General features: G+C 72.5%; 21 protein-coding genes. 16 read left to right on the forward strand and 5 right to left on the reverse strand.

Features of this window, described 5'->3' with window-relative positions; genetic code table 11:
- Positions 1-20 precede the first annotated feature (20 nt).
- Genes D4B81_RS07025 through D4B81_RS07035 form a run of 3 tightly spaced genes read left to right on the forward strand, consistent with a single transcriptional unit; the run spans position 21 to position 2900 of the window.
- Complete coding sequence (locus D4B81_RS07025; protein ID WP_237565869.1) at positions 21-893, forward strand: ABC transporter permease; 873 nt, start codon at positions 21-23, stop codon at positions 891-893.
- Positions 880-1773, forward strand: a complete 894-nt coding sequence (locus tag D4B81_RS07030; RefSeq protein ID WP_122261732.1) for an ABC transporter ATP-binding protein — start codon at positions 880-882, stop codon at positions 1771-1773. Before D4B81_RS07025 ends, D4B81_RS07030 begins: the two co-directional genes overlap by 14 nt.
- The gene (locus D4B81_RS07035; RefSeq protein WP_122261733.1) at positions 1770-2900 is read left to right on the forward strand and encodes a glycosyltransferase; all 1131 of its coding nucleotides are present in this window, start codon (positions 1770-1772) and stop codon (positions 2898-2900) included. The genes D4B81_RS07030 and D4B81_RS07035 overlap by 4 nt, the downstream gene beginning before the upstream one ends.
- Positions 2901-2918: 18 nt before the next feature.
- Here D4B81_RS07035 and D4B81_RS07040 read toward each other — a convergent pair whose 3' ends face one another.
- A complete protein-coding gene (locus D4B81_RS07040) occupies positions 2919-4085 on the reverse strand; it encodes a nucleotide sugar dehydrogenase (RefSeq protein ID WP_122261734.1) in 1167 nt (388 codons plus the stop codon).
- A gap of 250 nt (positions 4086-4335) precedes the next feature.
- Here D4B81_RS07040 and rpsF point away from each other — a divergent pair, with 250 nt between their 5' ends.
- The 11 genes from rpsF (at position 4336) to D4B81_RS07095 (ending at position 13452) form a co-directional block, all read left to right on the forward strand.
- A complete protein-coding gene (gene rpsF, locus D4B81_RS07045; protein WP_097189146.1) occupies positions 4336-4623 on the forward strand; it encodes a 30S ribosomal protein S6 in 288 nt (95 codons plus the stop codon).
- 40 nt (positions 4624-4663) lie between these two features.
- On the forward strand, positions 4664-5311 hold the full coding sequence (locus D4B81_RS07050; protein WP_122261735.1) for a single-stranded DNA-binding protein: 648 nt from the start codon (positions 4664-4666) through the stop codon (positions 5309-5311).
- A gap of 116 nt (positions 5312-5427) precedes the next feature.
- A complete protein-coding gene (rpsR, locus tag D4B81_RS07055) occupies positions 5428-5664 on the forward strand; it encodes a 30S ribosomal protein S18 (RefSeq protein ID WP_097189144.1) in 237 nt (78 codons plus the stop codon).
- A gap of 28 nt (positions 5665-5692) precedes the next feature.
- Entirely contained in the window at positions 5693-6139 is a 447-nt protein-coding gene (gene rplI / locus D4B81_RS07060; RefSeq protein ID WP_161965028.1) for a 50S ribosomal protein L9, read from the forward strand.
- A 159-nt stretch (positions 6140-6298) separates the two neighbouring features.
- Entirely contained in the window at positions 6299-9250 is a 2952-nt protein-coding gene (locus tag D4B81_RS07065; protein ID WP_202613608.1) for a Na+/H+ antiporter subunit A, read from the forward strand.
- Complete coding sequence (locus D4B81_RS18750; RefSeq protein WP_122261737.1) at positions 9247-9870, forward strand: Na(+)/H(+) antiporter subunit C; 624 nt, start codon at positions 9247-9249, stop codon at positions 9868-9870. The genes D4B81_RS07065 and D4B81_RS18750 overlap by 4 nt, the downstream gene beginning before the upstream one ends.
- Before the next feature lie 17 nt (positions 9871-9887).
- Positions 9888-11420 (forward strand): Na+/H+ antiporter subunit D, encoded by a 1533-nt coding sequence (locus D4B81_RS07075; protein WP_122261893.1) that lies wholly within the window; start codon positions 9888-9890, stop codon positions 11418-11420.
- Positions 11417-12094 (forward strand): Na+/H+ antiporter subunit E, encoded by a 678-nt coding sequence (locus D4B81_RS07080; RefSeq protein ID WP_122261738.1) that lies wholly within the window; start codon positions 11417-11419, stop codon positions 12092-12094. The genes D4B81_RS07075 and D4B81_RS07080 overlap by 4 nt, the downstream gene beginning before the upstream one ends.
- Entirely contained in the window at positions 12091-12651 is a 561-nt protein-coding gene (locus D4B81_RS19225; RefSeq protein WP_337189866.1) for an MrpF/PhaF family protein, read from the forward strand. The genes D4B81_RS07080 and D4B81_RS19225 overlap by 4 nt, the downstream gene beginning before the upstream one ends.
- On the forward strand, positions 12648-13010 hold the full coding sequence (gene mnhG, locus D4B81_RS07090; RefSeq protein WP_097189140.1) for a monovalent cation/H(+) antiporter subunit G: 363 nt from the start codon (positions 12648-12650) through the stop codon (positions 13008-13010). The genes D4B81_RS19225 and mnhG overlap by 4 nt, the downstream gene beginning before the upstream one ends.
- Positions 13011-13056: 46 nt before the next feature.
- Positions 13057-13452: an SRPBCC family protein gene (locus D4B81_RS07095; protein ID WP_202613609.1), complete on the forward strand. Its 396-nt coding sequence runs from the start codon at positions 13057-13059 to the stop codon at positions 13450-13452.
- 171 nt (positions 13453-13623) lie between these two features.
- Here the strand turns inward: D4B81_RS07095 and D4B81_RS07100 are convergent, their stop codons facing one another.
- The 3 genes from D4B81_RS07100 to D4B81_RS07110 form a co-directional block, all read right to left on the reverse strand.
- Positions 13624-14175, reverse strand: a complete 552-nt coding sequence (locus tag D4B81_RS07100; RefSeq protein WP_237565870.1) for an OsmC family protein — start codon at positions 14173-14175, stop codon at positions 13624-13626.
- 75 nt (positions 14176-14250) lie between these two features.
- Positions 14251-15594: an MATE family efflux transporter gene (locus tag D4B81_RS07105; RefSeq protein ID WP_122261895.1), complete on the reverse strand. Its 1344-nt coding sequence runs from the start codon at positions 15592-15594 to the stop codon at positions 14251-14253.
- 108 nt (positions 15595-15702) lie between these two features.
- A complete protein-coding gene (locus tag D4B81_RS07110) occupies positions 15703-16179 on the reverse strand; it encodes an Hsp20/alpha crystallin family protein (protein WP_122261740.1) in 477 nt (158 codons plus the stop codon).
- A gap of 402 nt (positions 16180-16581) precedes the next feature.
- On the opposite strand from D4B81_RS07110, the gene dnaB reads away from it, so the two are divergent.
- Positions 16582-17952, forward strand: coding sequence for a replicative DNA helicase (gene dnaB, locus D4B81_RS07115; RefSeq protein WP_097189138.1), 1371 nt, complete (start codon positions 16582-16584; stop codon positions 17950-17952).
- A 21-nt stretch (positions 17953-17973) separates the two neighbouring features.
- On the opposite strand, the gene D4B81_RS19230 is transcribed toward dnaB, so the two are convergent.
- Positions 17974-18192: a DUF6855 family protein gene (locus tag D4B81_RS19230; RefSeq protein ID WP_122261741.1), complete on the reverse strand. Its 219-nt coding sequence runs from the start codon at positions 18190-18192 to the stop codon at positions 17974-17976.
- 232 nt (positions 18193-18424) lie between these two features.
- On the opposite strand from D4B81_RS19230, the gene D4B81_RS07125 reads away from it, so the two are divergent.
- Positions 18425-19171, forward strand: coding sequence for a hypothetical protein (locus D4B81_RS07125; protein ID WP_122261742.1), 747 nt, complete (start codon positions 18425-18427; stop codon positions 19169-19171).
- Positions 19172-19187 lie beyond the last annotated feature (16 nt).

A 19187-nucleotide genomic window follows, 5' to 3' on the forward strand; every position in this document is an offset into this window, starting at 1 on the left:
CGGGCGGACCTCTCCCACCGGTGCTGTCCGCCGAGGAGGCCGCCGCGCTCGCCCGTCGTCACGGGCTGCGCCAGGTCGGGCTGCGGCCCACCCTGCCGGCCTACCTGCGCGACGTCTGGGGCCACCGCCACCTGATGTGGTCGATGGCCAAGGGCGAGTTCCTCAGCCAGCACCAGGACAACTACCTGGGCATCCTCTGGGCGGTCATCAACCCGATCCTGCTGGGCGTCTCCTACTACCTCATCTTCGGCGTCCTGCTCGACCTGCGGCGCGACGTCGAGAACTTCGTCAGCTTCCTCACCATCGGCCTGTTCACCTTCACGCTCATCTCCGCGGCGCTCACCTCCGGGTCGAAGGCGGTGCTCGGCAAGGTCGGGATGATGCGGGCGCTGTCCTTCCCGCGCGTGCTGCTGCCGGTCGTCGTCGTCCTCGCCGAGCTGGTCTCGAGCCTGCCGGCCTTCGCGGTGCTGCTCGGGATCGCGGTGGTCAGCGGCGAGCCGGTCACGCTGAAGTGGCTGCTCTTCCCGGTCTCGCTGGTCATCGTGTCGGTGATGGGCCTGGGGATGTCGATGATCGCCGCCCGGGTGGTGCACGCGTGGCGGGACACGGCCAACCTCGTGCCGCTCCTCGTGCGGCTGCTCCGCTACGTGTCCGGCGTGTTCTTCTCGATCCCCGCGCGGCTGGCCGCCGTCGACGGGGTCCCGGTGGTCGTCTCGGTGGCGCTGCAGTACCAACCGGCGGCGGTCGCCCTCGACGTCGTGCGCGAGACGCTGATGGCCAGCTACCCGCTGCAGTGGCAGACGTGGACGGCGGCGAGCGGGTGGGCGCTGCTGTTCCTCGTCGGCGGCTTCCTGCTGTTCTGGCGGGGGGAGGGGACCTATGGCCGTGCCTGAGACCGACGCGCCGCCCGCGGGCCCGGGCGACCCGTCGGTCGTCGTCTCCCACGTCGACATCACCTACCGCGTCTACGGGTCGGGCGTGGACGCGCAGGAGGACGAGGAGTCCGCCCTGCGCCGGCTGCTCACCCGGGGCACCCGGGGGATGGGCGTGCGCGAGGTCCCGGCCGTCCGGGACGTCTCCTTCGTCGCCCACCGCGGCGAGTCGATCGGGATCATCGGGCGCAACGGCTCCGGGAAGTCGACCCTGCTGCGCTCGATCGCCGGTCTCGTCCCGCCGACGGCCGGCTCGATCTGGCTCGGCGGGCGGGCCGCGCTGCTCGGCGTGGGTGCGGTCCTGCTCCCCAAGCTCAGCGGCCGGCGCAACGTGATGATCGGCGCCCAGGCCATGGGCCTGTCGCCGCGCGAGGTCCGCGACCGGATGGAGGAGATCGTCGACTTCGCCGACATCGGCCGGTTCATCGACCTGCCGATGAACTCCTACTCCTCGGGCATGGCCGCCCGTCTGCGGTTCGCCATCTCCACCGCCGTCGTGCCGGACATCCTCGTCGTCGACGAGGCGCTCGCCACCGGCGACGCGGCGTTCCGCGAGCGCGCGCAGGAGCGGATCGAGCAGATCCGCCGGGAGGCCGGGACGATCTTCGTCGTCAGCCACAACAGCGGCACCATCACCGAGATGTGCACGCGGGCGCTGTGGATGGACCACGGGCGGCTCGTGGCGGACGGGGTGCCCGGCCCGGTGGTGGGCCTCTACTCGCGCAAGTACGGCAAGTACCGCGAGCGCTGGGACCAGGCCAGGATCGTGGGGTCCGACGTGGGGCCCGAGGACGACGTCCCGCCCGCGGGGGCCGCGGGCGGGACGTCCGGGCGACGATGAGCCGCTCCGTCCTCGTCCTCACCGTCGTCCACCACCCCGAGGACGCCCGCGTCCGGCACCGGCAGATCGCCGCGCTCCTCGCGGAGGGCTGGCAGGTCACCTACGCCGCGCCCTGGCGGGGCTACGGGTTGACCCCGCCCGACGGCATACCCGGCCTGACCGCCGTCGACGTCGCCCGCGCGCGCGGGCGCCACCGGGTCCGCGCCCAGCGGGACGGCCGTCGGGTGCTGCGGGACCTTGGCCCGCGGCACGACGTGATCCTCCTGCACGACCCCGAGCTGCTGCCCGCCGCCGCAGGGCTGCGCGGGCTGCCGCCCGTGGTGTGGGACGTGCACGAGGACACCGCCGCGGCGGTCGAGGTGCGCGGCTGGATCCCGCGTCCCCTGCGGGCGGTGGCCCGGGGCGGGGTCCGCGTCGCCGAGCTCTGGGCGGAGCGTCACCTCATCCTCATGCTGGCCGACGAGGGGTATGCCGCACGGTTCCGGCGCGAGCACGCGGTCGTCCCCAACACCACCGCCGTGGACCGCCACCCGGTGCGCGCGGGACGCCGGGACGAGCGCGGACGGCACCGGGTCGTCTACCTGGGCAGCGTGACGATGGAGCGCGGCGCGCCGGAGATGGCCGTGGTCGGGCGCGAGCTGCGCGAGCGCACCGACGGGCAGGTGGTGCTCGAGGTGCTGGGCCCCGCGCACGGTCCGGCGGAGGGGCTGCTGCGGCGGGCCGTCGGGGCCGGCGACCTGGAGTGGCGCGGGTTCGTGCCCAACGACGAGGCGCTGCGCCGGGTGGACGGCGCGCTCGCGGGGCTGTCGCTGCTGCACGACGAGAGCAACTTCCGCCCGAGCATGCCGACGAAGATCGTCGAGTACCTCGCCCACGCGGTCCCCGTCATCACGACCCCGCTGCCGGCGGCGGAGTCGCTGGTGCGGCGCAGCCGGGGCGGGGTGGTGGTGCCCTTCGGCGACACCCGGCAGACGATCGAGCAGCTCCTGGCCTGGCACGCCGACCCGCGCGAGGCCGCCCGGACCGGCGCCCGCGGCCACCGTCTCGTGGCCGCCGAGCTGGACTGGGCCGCCCGCTCGGGCGACTTCGTCGTGGCGCTCGAGCGCGCCGCCGCCTCCCGCCCCTGAGCGGTGGGCGGGGGCGGGTCAGTCGCGGCCGTAGAGGTCGCGGGTGTAGAGCTTGGGGCCGAAGGAGCGGGCGGTGTCGTCGAGGCGGTTGGCGATGATGCGGTCGGCCCGGTCGGTGAAGGTGTCGAGGTCGCGGACGACGGTGGCGCCCTGGAAGGTGTCCTGGGTCAGGGCCGGTTCGTAGATGACGATGTCGATGCCGCGGGCCTGGAGACGGGACATGACGCCCTGGATGGAGGAGGCGCGGAAGTTGTCCGAGCCGGCCTTCATGATGAGGCGGTAGATGCCGACGGTGGCGGGCTGGGCGGCGGCGATGTCGGAGGCGATGAAGTCCATCCGGGTGGTGTTGGCGTCGACGATGGCGGTGATGAGGGTCTGGGGCACGTCGCCGTAGTTGGCCAGGAGCTGGCGGGTGTCCTTGGGCAGGCAGTAGCCGCCGTAGCCGAAGGAGGGGTTGTTGTAGTGCCCGCCGATGCGGGGGTCCAGGCCGACGCCCTCGATGATCTGGCGGGTGTCGAGGCCGCGGGTGGCGGCGTAGGTGTCGAGCTCGTTGAAGTAGGCGACGCGCATGGCGAGGTAGGTGTTGGCGAACAGCTTGATGGCCTCGGCCTCGGTGGAGCCGGTGAGCAGGACGGGGACGTCCTTGTCCAGGGCTCCCTCCAGCAGCAGGTCGGCGATGAGCCGCCCCGCCTCGCCGGTGTCGCCGACGATGATGCGCGAGGGGTGGAGGTTGTCGTGCAGGGCCCGGCCCTCGCGGAGGAACTCGGGGGAGAAGAGGATCGTGGTGCCCGGGTGGGTCTCGCGCAGCCGCTCGGTGTAGCCCACGGGGATGGTCGACTTGATGACGATCGTGGCCCGCGGGGCGTGCTCGAGCACGCTGGCCAGGACGGCCTCCACGGAAGAGGTGTCGAAGAAGTTGGTCTCGGTGTCGTAGTCGGTCGGGGTGGCGATGACGACGACCTGCGCGCCGGCGTAGGCGTCGGCCGGGTCGGTCGTCGCGCGCAGGCCCAGGTGGTTGTGGGCCAGGTAGTCCTCGAGCTCGGGGTCCACGATCGGGGAGATCCGGTCGTTGATCAGGGCGACCTTCTCGGCGTTGATGTCCAGCGCGACGACCTCGTGGTGCTGGGCCAGGATCACGGCGTTGGACAGACCCACGTAACCGGTGCCGGCGATCGCGATCTTCATGGAGCTCCTTGCGGGTGGTCGGGACCGGCCAAGTATGGCGTGCCGGCGTGAGAGGCAGATTAGGCGGCTCGCGCCGGCTCCCGGTAAAGTGAGGGGGTTCGCCCGACCTTCCCGCGGCACCCGTGTGCTGTGGACAACCCCGGCTCGACCGTCCCGGTCGTGGCAGGGTGGGGCCAGGTGAGCGCACGTATGTAGCCCTCCTGTCACGGAGAGACCGTGACCGCCAAGACCGAAGGAGGTGGGTTCACGCATGCGTCACTACGAGATGATGATCATCCTCGACCCCGAGACCGACGAGCGTAACCTCCAGGCCAACCTGGAGAAGCTGCTCGCCGTCGTGCCGAAGGACGGGGGCACCGTCGACGAGATCGACGTCCTCGGCCGCCGCCGGCTCGCGTACGAGATCAAGAAGCAGGCCGAGGGCATCTACGCGGTCGTCCAGATGACCGCCGAGCCCGCGACCGCCCAGGAGCTGGACCGTCAGCTCGGTCTCAACGAGACCGTGCTGCGCACCAAGCTGCTCCGTCGCGACGCCTGAGTCGCACCCCACCCACGGATCACGGATCAAGGACGACAACATGGCCGGAGAGACCCCCATCACCGTCGTCGGCAACCTGACCGCCGACCCCGAGCTCCGCTTCACCCCCAGCGGTGCGGCCGTCGCCAACTTCACGGTGGCGTCCACCCCGCGGCAGTTCGACCGTCAGGCCAACGAGTTCAAGGACGGCGAGACGCTGTTCATGCGCTGCTCGGTCTGGCGTGAGGCGGCGGAGCACGCGACGGAGTCGCTGCACCGCGGTGACCGCGTGCTCGTCACCGGTCGCTTGGTGTCCCGCTCCTGGCAGACGCCGGAGGGCGAGAACCGGACCGTCATGGAGATGCAGGTCGACGAGGTCGGCCCGTCCCTCCGCTACGCGACGGCCCAGGTGACCAAGGCGCAGCGTGCTGCCAACGCCGGCGGCGACTGGAACCGGCAGGGCGGCCAGCCCTCCGGAGGTCAGGGTGGCCAGGGCGGCTGGAACACCCAGGGCGGCGGCCAGCAGGGCGGTGCGCCCGCGGGCCAGCAGCCCGGCGCCCAGCCTGCGGGCGGCCAGCCCGCGGGTGGCCAGCAGTCCGGCCAGCGCGCTCCCGAGTCCGACCCGTGGGCCACCGGCGGTGCCTCCGGCGCCGGCGGCAAGGGTGGTGGCTGGGGCGGGGCCCCGTCCTACGACGAGCCCCCGTTCTGACCCACTGACCCACCGCCGTGGTGGCGGCCGAGCGATCGGTCGACGGCACGGCATACCTGCAGGAACAACCCATCCCGAGCTCTGCTCGGGCTCTCACGAAAGGGGAGAGCACCACGATGGCCAAGCCCGTTGTGCGTAAGCCCAAGAAGAAGGCGAACCCGCTGAAGTCCGCCAAGATCGAGGCGATCGACTACAAGGACACCGCGCTGCTGCGCAAGTTCATCTCCGACCGCGGCAAGATCCGCGCGCGTCGCGTGACCGGCGTCTCCGTCCAGGAGCAGCGCCGCATCGCCAACGCGGTCAAGAACGCCCGCGAGATGGCGCTGCTGCCCTACTCCAGCTCGGCTCGCTGAGCCGGATCAGCCGAAAGGAACAATCACCATGAAGCTGATTCTCACCCAGCCCGTCTCGGGACTCGGGAACGCCGGTGACGTCGTCGACGTCAAGGACGGCTACGCCCGCAACTTCCTGCTGCCCCGCAAGGTGGCGACCGCCTGGACCAAGGGCGGCCAGAAGCAGGTCGACGCGATCACCCAGGGCCGCACCAAGCGTGCCCTGAAGACCGCCGAGGACGCCTCGGCGGCCAGGGCGAGCCTGCAGGGCACCACCGTCACCGTCCCCGCGCGGGCCGGTGCGGGCGGTCGCCTCTTCGGCGCCGTCACCCCCAGCGAGATCGCCGACGCGATCGTCGCGTCCGGCGGCCCGCAGGTCGACAAGCGCCGCATCGAGGTCTCGGCCCCGATCCGCACCGTCGGCACCCACACCGTCCACGTGCGCCTGCACGAGGACGTCTCGGCGGACGTCACGGTCAACGTCGTCGCCGCCTGAGAGCACCCCGCTCAGGCGCAGTCACCAGACCGGCCGGCCCCGGCACCACACCCGCGGTGCCGGGGCCGTCCCGTACCCCGCGCCGGGGCGGGCCGAGGACCTCCGTCCTCCCGGTAGGATTGCGGGACACATCACCAAGCGCCGCGGAGGAGGGCCTACGTGATCACGGCCCTCCTGGTCCTCCACGTGCTGGCCGCCGCGACCGCGCCCTCGCTCGTGCGCCGGCTCGGCAGCACCCGGGCGTTCACGCTGCTCGCCCTCGTCCCGGCGGCGGCGACGGCGTGGGCCGCCCTGCGGCTGGGGCCGCTGCGCACGACCGGCACCGCGCACGCCGAGACGCTCACCTGGGTCCCGGACCTGCACATCACCCTCGCGTTCCGGGTCGACGCGCTGGCCTGGCTGATGACGCTCGTCGTCTCCGGCATCGGCGCGCTGGTGCTGCTCTACTGCGCGCACTACGTCGACGACGAGGACGAGGGCCGGGTCGGCCTGATGGCCGGCTCGCTGGTCGCCTTCGCCGGGGCGATGCTCGGCCTGGTCACCACCGACGACCTGCTGGTGCTCTACGTCTTCTGGGAGATCACCACGGTCCTGAGCTACCTGCTCATCGGCTACCAGACCACCAGCGCCGCCAGCACCCGGGCCGCCAAGCAGGCGCTCGTCGTCACCACCGCGGGCGGCCTGGCGATGCTCGTGGGGATCGTCCTGCTCGGTCACGCCGGCGGCACCTACTCGATCAGCGAGCTCGTCGCCGACCCGCCGACCGGCACCGTCGTCACCACCGCGGTGGTGCTCCTGCTCGTCGGCGCGATCACCAAGTCCGCGCTGGTCCCGTTCCACTTCTGGCTGCCCGGCGCGATGGTCGCGCCGACGCCGATCAGCGCCTACCTCCACGCCGCCGCGATGGTCAAGGCCGGCGTCTACCTGGTCGCCCGCCTCGCACCGGGGTATGCCGACCTGCCGGCCTGGCAGGTCACCCTCCTGGTCCTGGGCGGGGGGACGATGCTTCTCGGGGCGTTCCGGGCGACCCGGCAGACGGACCTCAAGCTCCTCCTGGCCTACGGGACGGTGAGCCAGCTGGGTTTCCTCACCCTCCTGCTCGCCTACGGCAGTCCCGGGGCCACCCTCGCGGGCCTGACCCTGGTCCTCGCCCACGCGCTGTTCAAGTCCAGCCTCTTCCTCACGGTGGGCACGATCGACCACGCCATGGGCACCCGGGACATCCGCCGGCTGGTCGGGGTCCGCCAGAGGATGCCGTTGCTGGCGCTGTCGGCCACCGGCGCGGCCATGTCGATGGCCGGTCTGCCGGTGCTCCTGGGGTTCGTCGGCAAGGAGGCGGCGCTCGCGGCCGTCCTGCACCCGGTCGACGGCTGGCGCTCGCTGCAGGGCGCGGCGGGCGTCGTCGTCGTGATCGGGTCGGTGCTGACGATGGCCTACTCCGCCCGCTTCGTGTGGGGCGCCTTCACCGACGGTGCCCGGCCGCCCGTCGGCAAGCCGATGCCGCCCCGCTGGCACGCCCCGAGCTGGCTGCTCGTCGCGGTGCCCGGCCTGCTGTCCGTCCTGGGGCTGGTCCTCGGCCCGGCGTCGCCGCTGCTGGAGAGCGTCCTGGAGCCGCACACCGCGACGGTCGACCACCTTGCCGACGTCTACCCCGTGCACCTGGGGCTGTGGCACGGACTGGGCCTGCCCCTGCTCGTCTCCGCCCTGGTCTGGCTGCTGGGTGCCGCCTGGTGGGGCCTGCAGGCCCGCCGCCCGGTCGAGGTGCCCGTGCCGATCTGGCCCTTCGACGCGGGGCGGTCCTACCAGCACACCGTGCGCGGGCTGGACCGCGTCGCGCTCGAGACGACGGGCTTCGTGCAGCGCGGCTCCCTGCCGATGCTGCTGGGCACGATCTTCACCGTGCTGGTCGTGCTCCCCGGCTCCTGGCTGCTCCTGGAGGACCCCGCGTGGCCGCAGGAGGTGCGCCTCTCCGACGGTCCGGGGCAGGTCGCCACCGGGGCGATCGTCGTCATCGCCGCCTTCCTCGCGACCCGGGCCCGGCGCCGGCTGCGCGCGGTCTTCCTCGTCGGCGTCACCGGTTACGGCACCGCCTACCTCTACCTGCTCCACGGCGCCCCGGACCTGGCCCTCACCCAGGTGCTCGTGGAGACGGTGACCCTCGTCGTCCTCGTCCTCGTCCTGCGGCGGCTCTCCGGCCGCTTCCCCGACGACCCGACGGTGCTGACCCGGCGGATCCGGGCGCTCCTCGGCGTCGCCGTGGGCGCCGTCATCGGCGCGGGCGCCCTGCTCGCCACCGGGTCCCGCGTGCACTCCCCGGCCGGGGTCGGGCTGGCCGAGCGCGCCGTCGACTACGGCGGCGGCTACAACATCGTCAACGTCATCCTCGTCGACGTCCGGGCGTGGGACACGATGGGCGAGCTCTCGGTGGTGCTGGCCTGCGCCACCGGGGTCGCGAGCCTGACCTTCCTCACCGACGAGAACCTCGAGCGGGTCCGGGCCGGGCTGCGCCAGGTGCGGGGGCAGCGTCTCGCGGCCGTCTCCCGCTCCGCGGAGCCGGTCGCCTCCACCGTGCCGTGGGTGGCCGGCGCCGGCCTGCTCGACCAGAGCCGTCGCTCCACGATCCTGGAGATCGTCACCCACCTCGTCTTCCACACGATCATCCTGTGGTCGGTCTACCTGCTCTTCGCCGGGCACAACCAGCCCGGCGGGGGGTTCTCCGCCGGGATCGTGGCGGGCCTGGCGCTGTGCCTGCGCTACCTCGCGGGCTACGGCGCCGAGCTGCGCGCGGCCCTCCCGGTGATGCCGACCGTGCTGCTCGGCACCGGCCTGTTCATCGCCGGCGGCTCGGCGGTGCTGCCGATGCTCTTCGGCTCCCCGGCGCTGCGCACCTGGATCGCCGACGTGCAGGTCCCGCTGCTCGGCGAGGTCCACGTCGTCACCTCCCTGCTCTTCGACGTCGGCGTCTACCTCGTCGTGCTCGGGCTGATGCTCGACATCCTGCGCAGCTTCGGGACCGGCATCGACGCGCAGATCCGCACCGAGCGCGAGGACCGCGAGGACCGCGAGGCGCAGCTGGCCGGCTCCGCGGAGCCGGAGGGGGTGACCCGGTGAGCCCCAACCTGACCCTCGTCCTCGTCGCCAGCACCCTCATCGGCACCGGCGTCTACCTCTTCCTCTCCCGCTCCCTGGTCCGGGCGCTCATGGGCTTCCTCCTCATGGGCAACGGCATCAACCTCATCTTCATCATCGGCTCCGGCCCGGCAGGTGCGCCGCCCATCGTCGGCGCCTCGGACCGTCCGATGGTCGACCCCGTGCCGCAGGCGCTCGTCCTCACCGCCATCGTCATCACCCTGGCCATGACGGCGTTCGTCCTGGCGCTCGCCCACCGCGGCCGCCAGCTCGACGGCCTCGACCTGGTCAGCGACGACCTGGAGTCCCGGCGGATCCACGCCCGGGCGGAGGCGGACGACGTCGGGGACGGCCCCAGCGCCCGCGAGACCGCCGAGGCGATCCGCGCCGAGGGCGAGCGGACCGAGAGCCGCTACCACGCGGACGCCGAGCCGCCCCCGGCCGACGTGGAGGCCGCGCCCCCGCCGCCGTTCCACGTCGAGGCGGTGGCCGAGGGCCGCGGCGACGCCGACGACCCGGACGACCCGGACGACCCGGACGACCCGGACGGGAAGCCGACCCCCCCGACCACGGACCGCGCGAGCAGGGAGGAGGACCGGTGACCACGGCATACTCCTGGATGGTCCCGCTCCTGGTGGTCCTCCCGCTCATCGGTGCCGGCCTGACCCTCGCCGCGGCCGGCCGGACCTGGGTGCAGCGCGCGGTGAGCCTGTCGGTCCTCACCGCCATGCTCGTCTGCGCGGCGGTGCTGCTCGTCGCGGCGGACCGCCTCGGCCCGCAGGTCATGCACGTCGGCGGGTGGTTGCCGTGGGAGGGCATCGTCCTCATCGTCGACAGACTCGCCGCGCTCATGGTCATCGTGTCCACGACCGTGACCATGGCGGTCCTGAGCTACTCCATCGGCCAGGGGCGCAGCAGCTTCGACGACGAGAGCGACGGCCACGCGCCGCTGCCGGTCTTCCACCCCTCGATCCTCGTCCTCGCCGCCGGCGTGACGACGACCTTCATCTCCGGGGACCTCTTCCACCTCTACGTCGGCTTCGAGATGCTGCTGGCGGCCAGCTTCGTGCTGCTGACGCTCGGCGGCACGGCGGAGCGGGTCCGGGCGGGGATCACCTACGTGCTGGTCAGCCTGCTGTCCTCGATGATCTTCCTGACCGCGCTGGGGCTGATCTACTCGGCGACGGGCACGGTCAACCTCGCCCTCCTCGCCCAGCGGATCGGCGACATCTCACCGGTGACGGTCGGGCTCCTCCACCTCATGCTGCTCGTCGGCTTCGCGGTCAAGGCGGCCGTGTTCCCGATGTCGGGGTGGCTGCCCGACTCCTACCCGACGGCCCCGGCGCCGGTCACCGCGGTGTTCGCCGGCCTGCTCACCAAGGTCGGCATCTACGCCATCATCCGCACCCAGACCCTCCTCTTCCCCACCTCGCGCTTCGACGACCTGCTGCTGTGGGCGGCCATGGCCACGATGCTCGTCGGCATCCTCGGCGCGATCGCGCAGGACGACATCAAGCGGATGCTCTCGTTCACCCTGGTGAGCCACATCGGCTTCATGCTCTTCGGGATCGCGCTGGGGAGCACCATCGGGCTGGCCGCGGCGATCTTCTACGTCATCCACCACATCCTCATCCAGACCACCCTCTTCCTGGTCACCGGCCTGGTCGAGCGGGTCGGCGGCTCCAGCGACACCGCGCGCCTGGGCGACCTCGCCCGGATCTCGCCGATCGTGGGGATCCTCTTCTTCATCCCCGCGATGAACCTCGCCGGCATCCCGCCGTTCAGCGGCTTCCTGGGCAAGGTCGGGCTGATCCAGGCGGGCGCCGCCGACGGTGGCTGGCTCGCCTACGCCGTGGTCGGCGCGTCGGTCCTCACCTCCCTCCTCACCCTGTATGCCGTGGCCCGGGTCTGGGGGCGCGCGTTCTGGTCGGAGAACCCGGAGGGGATCACCGGGCGGGGTCCCGTGCGCGGGGGGCACCACTCTGCCCTCGGGCTCGGTGTGCTGCTGCCGACGACGGGGCTGGTGGTCGTGGGCGTCCTGCTGACGGTCGCGGCGGGGCCCATCTACGACGTCACCACACGGGCGGCGGTGGACCTCGTGCTGCGCGGTCCCTACCTGGAGGCCGTGCTCGGGCCGGGGACGACGCTGTGAGGGCCGCGGGGCGACGGGTGTCGCCGTTCTCGGTGCTGTGGCTGACCGTGGTGTGGGTGCTCCTGTGGGGGACCTTCGACCCGGTGACCATCGTCGGCGGGGTGCTCGTCGCCCTCGCGGTGCTCGTGGCCTTCCCGCTGCCCCGGGTGCCGGTACGGCTGCGGGTGCGCCCGGTCGCGACGGTGGTGCTGCTGAGCAGGTTCATCTACGACCTGGTCATCGCCTCCTTCCACGTGGCCTGGCTGACGGTGCGGCCGGGCGAGCCGGTGCGCGGCGTCGTCATGGACCTGCAGCTGGCCGGCGACGACGAGCTGCTGCAGACGATCACCGCCGAGATGGTGGCGCTGGTGCCGGGCACCGTCGTCATCGACCTCGACCCGCTGCAGCGGCTGCTCACCCTGCACGCCCTGCAGGTGAGCACGCCCCGCGATGCGCAGCTGGTGCGGCGGCGCGTGCTGGGCCAGGAGGCGCGGGTGCTGCGGGCGTTCCACCCGGACCCGGTGGCGGTGCTCGACCCGCGCCGTCGTCGGGACGCCGAGACCGAGGCGGCCGCCGAGGGCGAGCCGGGCTGGGAGGCCTGGCCGGGCGAGGCCGCCGACGGTCGCCGCCCGGCGCCCGGCCGTGGCGGTCCGGTCGACGAGCGGTCCGGCACCCAGGGAGGTGAGCGGTCATGAACCTCGACCTGCTCGAGCAGGTGCTGGAGGGCGTGGTCGGCGGCCTGCTCGCGCTGTCCGCGCTGCTCACCCTCATCCGCATCACGATCGGTCCGAGCGTCCTGGACCGGGTGGTCGCCACCGACGTGCTCGTCTCGATCGTGGTCTGCGCGCTCGGCGCGCACGCCGCCCTGACCAGCGGGTCGACGACACTGCCGCTGCTCATCTCGCTGTCCCTGGTCGGGTTCATGGGCTCGGTCGCCGTGGCGCGCTTCGTCGCCCGCGACCGGGACCCCCAGGCGGGCGAGGAGGCCAGGTCGGTGGCCGGCAGTCCCGACCGCACCGACTGGCCCCGGAGCTCAGCGGGCCGGTCGGGACGGACCGGCATCTCGCGGGCGGTCTGGGAGCCGGGCGTGCGCCAACCGGGTGGCCGGGGAGCCACGGCGCAGGACCCGCACGGCGTGACGCGGGGCGACCCCCGGGACCCCCGCGACCCCGGCGACCCGCGCAACCCTCGCAACCCTCGCGACCCCGGCAACCCCCGCAACCCCCGCGACCCCATCGGGGGGACGTCATGAGCTGGTCCGTCGCCTCCGACCTGCTGGGTCTGCTCTTCCTGCTGCTCGGCGCGCTGCTCTGCGTCGCCGCGGCCATCGGCCTGCTGCGCTTCCCCGACCTGCTCAGCCGCATGCACGCCGGCACCAAGCCCCAGGTGCTCGGCGTCATCTTCGTCATCATCGGCGTGGGCCTGCGCACCCGTTCCGGCCTCGACGTCGGGATGCTGGTGCTGATCGGCGTCTTCCAGCTGCTCACCATCCCCGCCGGCGCGCACATGGTGGGCCGGGCCGGCTTCCGGACCGGTCAGGTCGAGCCCGCCGACATCCACCTCGGTCGTCGGCGCACCTACCGCACGCCGGCGAGCACCGAGGACGGCTGAACCGCCACCGGTTGTCGGTGTCGGCGGAGCGCGGGACGCTGGGAGCATGCGAAGCCGTCACCTGAGCCGCGTCATCGCCGCCCCGCCCGAGAAGGTCTACGCCTTCGTCGCCGACCCCGGCCACCTACCCGCCTGGGCCTCCGGCCTGGCCAGCGGGACGGTCACCCAGGACGGCGAGGCGCTGGTCGTGGAGTCGCCGATGGGCCGGGTCAGCGTGGTGTTCGCCCCCCGCAACGACCATGGCGTGCTCGACCACGACGTCACCCTGCCCTCGGGCCGGACGGTCACGAACCCCCTGCGCGTCCTCGCCCACCCGGACGGCTCGGAGATCGTGTTCACGCTCCGCCAGCTCGACCTCACCGACGAGGAGTTCGAGCGCGACGCCCAGGCGGTGGAGGCGGACCTCGACCAGCTCAAGGGCCTGCTCGAGTCGACCTTCTGAGGGTCCCCACGCACCGGCGACCGTGGTCGACCCGGCCGAGCGGCATCCGTCCCGTGGCCGCGTCGGACCGTGGTGGATCACTGTCGCTCTGACGACACCGATCTACCACAGTCGCCGGGAGCCAGCCCGGCCCGGCCGGCCCGGCGGCGGCTACCCGAGGGGGTCGGCCGCTCACGCCCGCCGGACCACGACCTCCGGCGGGTCCGCCAGCGTCCGCGCGATCACGCAGTAGCGCTCCGTCAGCGCCAGCAACCGCTCCACCTTCTCCTCCTCGGCGTCGGTGTCGAGGTCGAAGAGCAGCGCGATCGCGGTGAGCCCGACCGGGGCGTCCCGGTCGACGCCCAGCGTGCCCCGCGCGTCCCACGTCCCGGTCGCCGTCACGGTCGCCGACCGCAGCTCCACCGACATCGCCGTGGCGACCGACGCGAGGGTCACCCCCGCGCACGCGACGAGGGCCTGGAGGATGATGTCGCCCGAGCACGCCTGCGTCCCGTCCCCGCCCGTCGCGGGGTGCAGACCGGCCACGACCTCCCCGGACACCGTCGGGATGGTCGCCGTCAGCGCCCGCTGGTCGACGCTCGCCGTCGCCGTGCTGGTCGTCAGCGCGCTCGACGGGTCCTCCTTGTACGCCGTCTTCAGCGGCCGCTGGCGTTCCCGCAGGGCGGTCGCGCGCGCCGCCGCGTCCGCCGGGTCACCAGCACGATCAGGTATGCCGTCGCTCACCCGCGACATCCTGCCACCGGGCGACCGGTCGCGGCGCCCCGGTCACCGCGCCCCCGACCGTCGAGCCGGCCCCGCTCACCGTGCCGCACCGGTCACCATCCACCCGTCGCCCCGGGCGCGCCACACCAGCCCGACGGCCCGGACCGTCATGAACCCGGTGAACGCCACCCACAGCCACACCAGCCCGGGCACGCCGACGACGCCGGACGCCCGCACGCCCAGCACCATCGGCAGGTAGGCCAGCAGGAAGACGGTCTGCGCCACCGCCAGCCACCGTGCGTCGCCCGCCCCGATGAGCACCCCGTCCAGCACGAACGCGACGGCCGCGACCGGCTGGCTCACCGCCACCACCAGCAGCGCCGCCGCCAGCGCGGCCCGCACCTCCGGGTCCGCGGAGAACCCCAGCGGCACGACCCGGTGCAGGGCCACGACGAGGCCGGTCAGGACCACCCCGAACCACACGCCCCACCGCACCATCAGCCAGGTCACCGCCCGCGTCCCGGCCACGTCCCCGGCTCCCAGCGACCGCCCGGTGAGCGCCTGCGCCGCGATCGCCAGCGCGTCGAGGGCGAACGCCAGGGAGGTCCAGACCGTCATCGCCACCTGGTGCGCCGCCAGCTCCGGCTCGCCGAGGCCCGCGGCGGCCCACGTCGTCAGGAGCAGGACCGCACGCAGCGCCAGCGTGCGCACGAGCAGCGGCACGCCGTCCAGCGCGGACCGGAGCACCCCGGCGGCGTGGAACCGCAGCGAGGCGTCGAGCCGCCCGGCGCCGCGCACCACCACCCAGCCGAGCCCGATCGCCATACCCGTCTGGGCCATCACCGTCCCCCACGCGGCGCCCGCGATGCCCCACCCGACCCCGTGCACGAGGAAGAGGGACAGCGCGGCGTTCGCGGAGAAGCCGGCCACGGCGGCGACGAGGGGGGTGCGGGTGTCTTGCAGGCCCCGGAGCACGCCGGTGGCGGCGAGCACCAGCAGCATCGGGGGTATGCCGAGGGTCGAGACCCGCAGGTAGGTCACCGCCTCGGCGCTGGCGTCGGGACTCGCACCGAAGATCTCGACCAGGGGTCGCGCCCAGACGGCGACGGCCACGGCGGCCACCGCGCCGAGGAGGAGCGAGAGCCACAGGCCGTCGATCCCCGCCGAGACGGCCCCCCGCTGGTCCCCGGCGCCCAGCCGGCGGGCCACGACCGCGGTGGTGCCGTAGGCCAGGAAGACGAAGACGTTGACGGCCGTGAGCAGGACCGCGCTCGCGACCCCGAGCCCGGCGAGGGAGGAGGTGCCCAGGTAGCCGACGATCGCGGAGTCGGCCAGCAGGAACAGCGGTTCGGCGATGAGCGCGAGGAACGCGGGGACGGCCAGCCGCAGGACCTCCGCGCGCACGCCGCGGTCGGGAGGCGGGGTGTCTGAGGCGGTCACGGGCAGCGAGTCTGCCACCCGGCACCGACGACGCAGGAGGGCCCCGCACCGCGTGCGGGGCCCTCCTCGGGTATGCCGTGCCCGTCGCCGGCGGGCGCGGGCCGGGTCTCAGCCGTCCTGCCGCCCGGACTGCGTGACCTGGTCGGGCGCCTGGTCCGAGCGCGCGGTGACCTCGCCGCGCACGTCGCCCTCGGTGGAGCGGTGCGCCACCTGGATCTTGCGCGGCTTGGCCTCCTCGGCGACCGGGATGGTGAGGGTGAGCACGCCGTCGGTGTAGTCGGCCTCGATGCGGTCGAGGGCGACGCCGTAGCCCAGGGTGAGCTGGCGGGCGAAGGTGCCGGAGGGGCGCTCGTGCGAGAGCCACTGCTCGACGTCCTCCTCGTCGCGGCGCTCGGCACGGACGGTCAGGGTCCGGTCCTCGATGTCCACGTCGACGGACGAAGGGTCGACCCCGGGCAGGTCGACGCGGGCGACGAAGGCCTCCCCACGGCGGAAGAGGTCCATCTGCATCGCGGCCGACGCCGGGGTGCGGAGGGTCTCGGACATCAGTCGGTCGAGGTCACGGAAGGGGTCGAAACGGGCCATGGGATGCTCCTCCTGTCGAGCGTGGGTCAGGGTGGTCGGCCCTCGCACCGGTTAGCACTCGGGCCGCTCGAGTGCTAATACGTTAGCAGCGCGCAGGGCATTCCCGCGAGCGGGGTCGGCGGGTTTTCCTCCACAGCCTGTGCGTCACGTCCGTGCAGGTCAGAGCGTCGCCGAGCGGAAAGTCGTGCGGTTGTCCACAGGGCCGTCCACAGATTCGCCCAGGCGTACGGCGCGTCGTCCACCGTGGGTGCACACCTTGTCCACACCTGGTCCACAGGGTCGCTGGTGGGCAGCACCCGAGGGCCGTACGGTGTGCCGAGACCCTGTCCCCGTGCGGGTCTGTCGGTGGCCGGTGACACGGTGTGCGGCACGTGGAGATCGCATCAGGAAGCAGGTGGGCGCATGTCGCTGAGCGAGCTCGAGCAGGCGTACGGGAGCGGGCCGGGGGGTCCTCCTGAGGAGCGTCTGCCGCCGCAGGACGTGGCTGCGGAGCAGAGCGCGATCGGCTCGATGCTGCTGTCCAAGGACGCGATCGGGGAGTGCTCGGAGCTCGTCCGCCCCAACGACTTCTACCGGCCGGCGCACGAGCGCATCTACGACGCGGTGATCGACCTGTTCGGGCGGGGGGAGCCGGTCGACGCCATCACGGTCGCCGACGAGCTGACGAAGCGCGGCGAGCTCGCCCGGGTGGGTGGCACGGCATACCTGCACCAGCTCATCGCGGGGGTGCCCACCGCGGCCAACGCCGCCTACTACGCCGAGATCGTCGCCGAGCGGGCGGTGCTGCGCCGCCTCGTCGAGGCCGGGACCAAGATCGTGCAGATCGGCTACGGCGGGGGAGACGTTGAGGAGATCGTCAACACCGCCCAGGCCGAGGTCTTCGCCGTCGCCGACCGACGGGGCGGGGAGGACTACCACGCCCTGGGGGACCTGCTGCAGGCGACGTCCGACGAGATCGAGCACAACGCGTCCTCGACCGGTGACATGGTCGGCGTGCCCACCGGCTTCACCGACCTGGACGAGCTGACCAACGGCCTGCACCCCGGTCAGATGATCATCGTGGCGGCCAGGCCGGCCGTGGGAAAGTCGACCTTTGCTTTGGACGTGGCACGGGCGGCGGCGATCAAGCACCAGCTGCCGACCGTCGTCTTCTCCCTGGAGATGAGTCGCACCGAGATCACCATGCGCCTGCTCTCGGCGGAGTCGGAGATCCCCCTGCAGAACATGCGCAAGGGCAACATGCGCGACCGCGACTGGACGCGCCTGGCCGAGACGCAGGGGCGGATCCATGACGCGCCGCTCTTCATCGACGACTCGCCCAACATGTCGCTGATGGAGATCCGGGCCAAGTGCCGGCGGCTCAAGCAGCGTCACAACCTCAAGATGGTCATCGTCGACTACCTCCAGCTGATGAGCTCGGGCAAACGCGTCGAGTCGCGCCAGCAGGAGGTCGCGGAGTTCTCCCGAGCGCTGAAGCTGCTGGCGAAGGAGCTCGAGGTGCCCCTGATCGCGCTCTCGCAGCTCAACCGTGGCCCCGAGCAGCGGACGGACAAGAAGCCACAGATGTCTGACCTGCGCGAAAGTGGCTCGATAGAGCAGGATGCCGACCTCGTCATCCTGCTCCACCGCGAGTCCCTCTACGAGCGAGAGTCACCCCGGGAGGGCGAGGCGGACGTCATCGTGGCCAAGCACCGTAACGGTCCGACGGACACGGTGGTCGTCGCCTTCCAGGGTCACTACAGCCGGTTCACGAATATGGCCAGCAACTTCTAGAGCGTGAGGGCGCCGAGCTCCTCAGAGGGCGCGGATCTGGTTGTTGCGGGGCTGGTGCGTGAGTTCTGCAAGGCCCAGCGTCTCGAGCAGGGGCGGAAGGTACATACCGAATCGGCCGCGGTAACCCTTGCGCAGGCCGTACCAACCCTCGACCGGGTTCTCCGGCGACCGGCCCCATGCCTCGACGGTGCCGGGGGCCGGGATCCCACTGCCATGAGTACCTCCTTGACGATGCCTCATCAACGACTCGGTCAACGGACGGGGTGAACCCCGTCCCCGACGAGCATGGCATGAGACCGCGCAGAACCGGTCGCCACCTGACCTCGGACGCAGGGTGTGGGCATTGCGGCCGCCGGACGTCCACCTCAGGATCAGCGGCGCAGCAGAGAAGTTGTGATCCGGTCTCACTTCACTCCCGGGAACAGTCTCCCGGACTCTGGTGCCATCGCTTCCAACGAAAGGGGATGCTCCGATGAGCACCGCAGATCTGCTCGGCAGCGCCGAGCCCCACGGGGACCCATCCACGCACCGGTCAACGCCCGGAGCGACGGTCACTGACGAGGTCAGGTACTTGACCCGGATGGCCGGGTGGGCCGGCATCGCGGTCTTCGCCCTCTGGCTGTGCCAGCCGCTTCTCGTCGGCTTGCTGGCAGGCAGCGGGGCCGACGACACCCCCGACCTTGCGGCACTAGAGGCCAACTCATGGGTTGGCGGCTTCGATGCCGCCCTGTTCTCGGGCATCGGCGTGGCCTCCCTCGTCATGGTCCTGTCCGTGTGGCGCGCGATGCGCCTGACCGGCGCGGCGGACAGCGTCCCGGCCACCGTGGGGTTCGCCATGGCTCTGGTCGGCGCCACCGCGTGGTTCTGGGTCGCCGGGCACGGGCTGAGTATGTACACCTCGGTGGGCGCAGGGCTCGGTGATGTCACCGGGGACAGTGAAATCCAGGCAGCTTCACTCCAGGCGTCTTACCTGGCCGTCACGGCGGGTCTGCTCGTCGTGGGGATCGGCTCCATCGGCTGGAACCTCCTGCTCGCCACGTCAGGTCGGCGCTCGGGCCTGATCGGCCGCCCGTTGAGCGTGGTGTTCGGCGTGTTCGCCGCCATCCCGCTCTACCAGGCAGCCGTCCCCTTCGCGACCCCGTGGCCGATCCTCGTCGCCGTCCTCGGATCGCTGATCCTCGGCATCGCGCTGCTCGTGACGTCGCGGAAGCGGCGTTGATCGCGCCCGCCGATGT

It is taken from the genome of Ornithinimicrobium cerasi (genome assembly GCF_003702705.1).
Classification (GTDB): domain Bacteria; phylum Actinomycetota; class Actinomycetes; order Actinomycetales; family Dermatophilaceae; genus Ornithinicoccus; species Ornithinicoccus cerasi.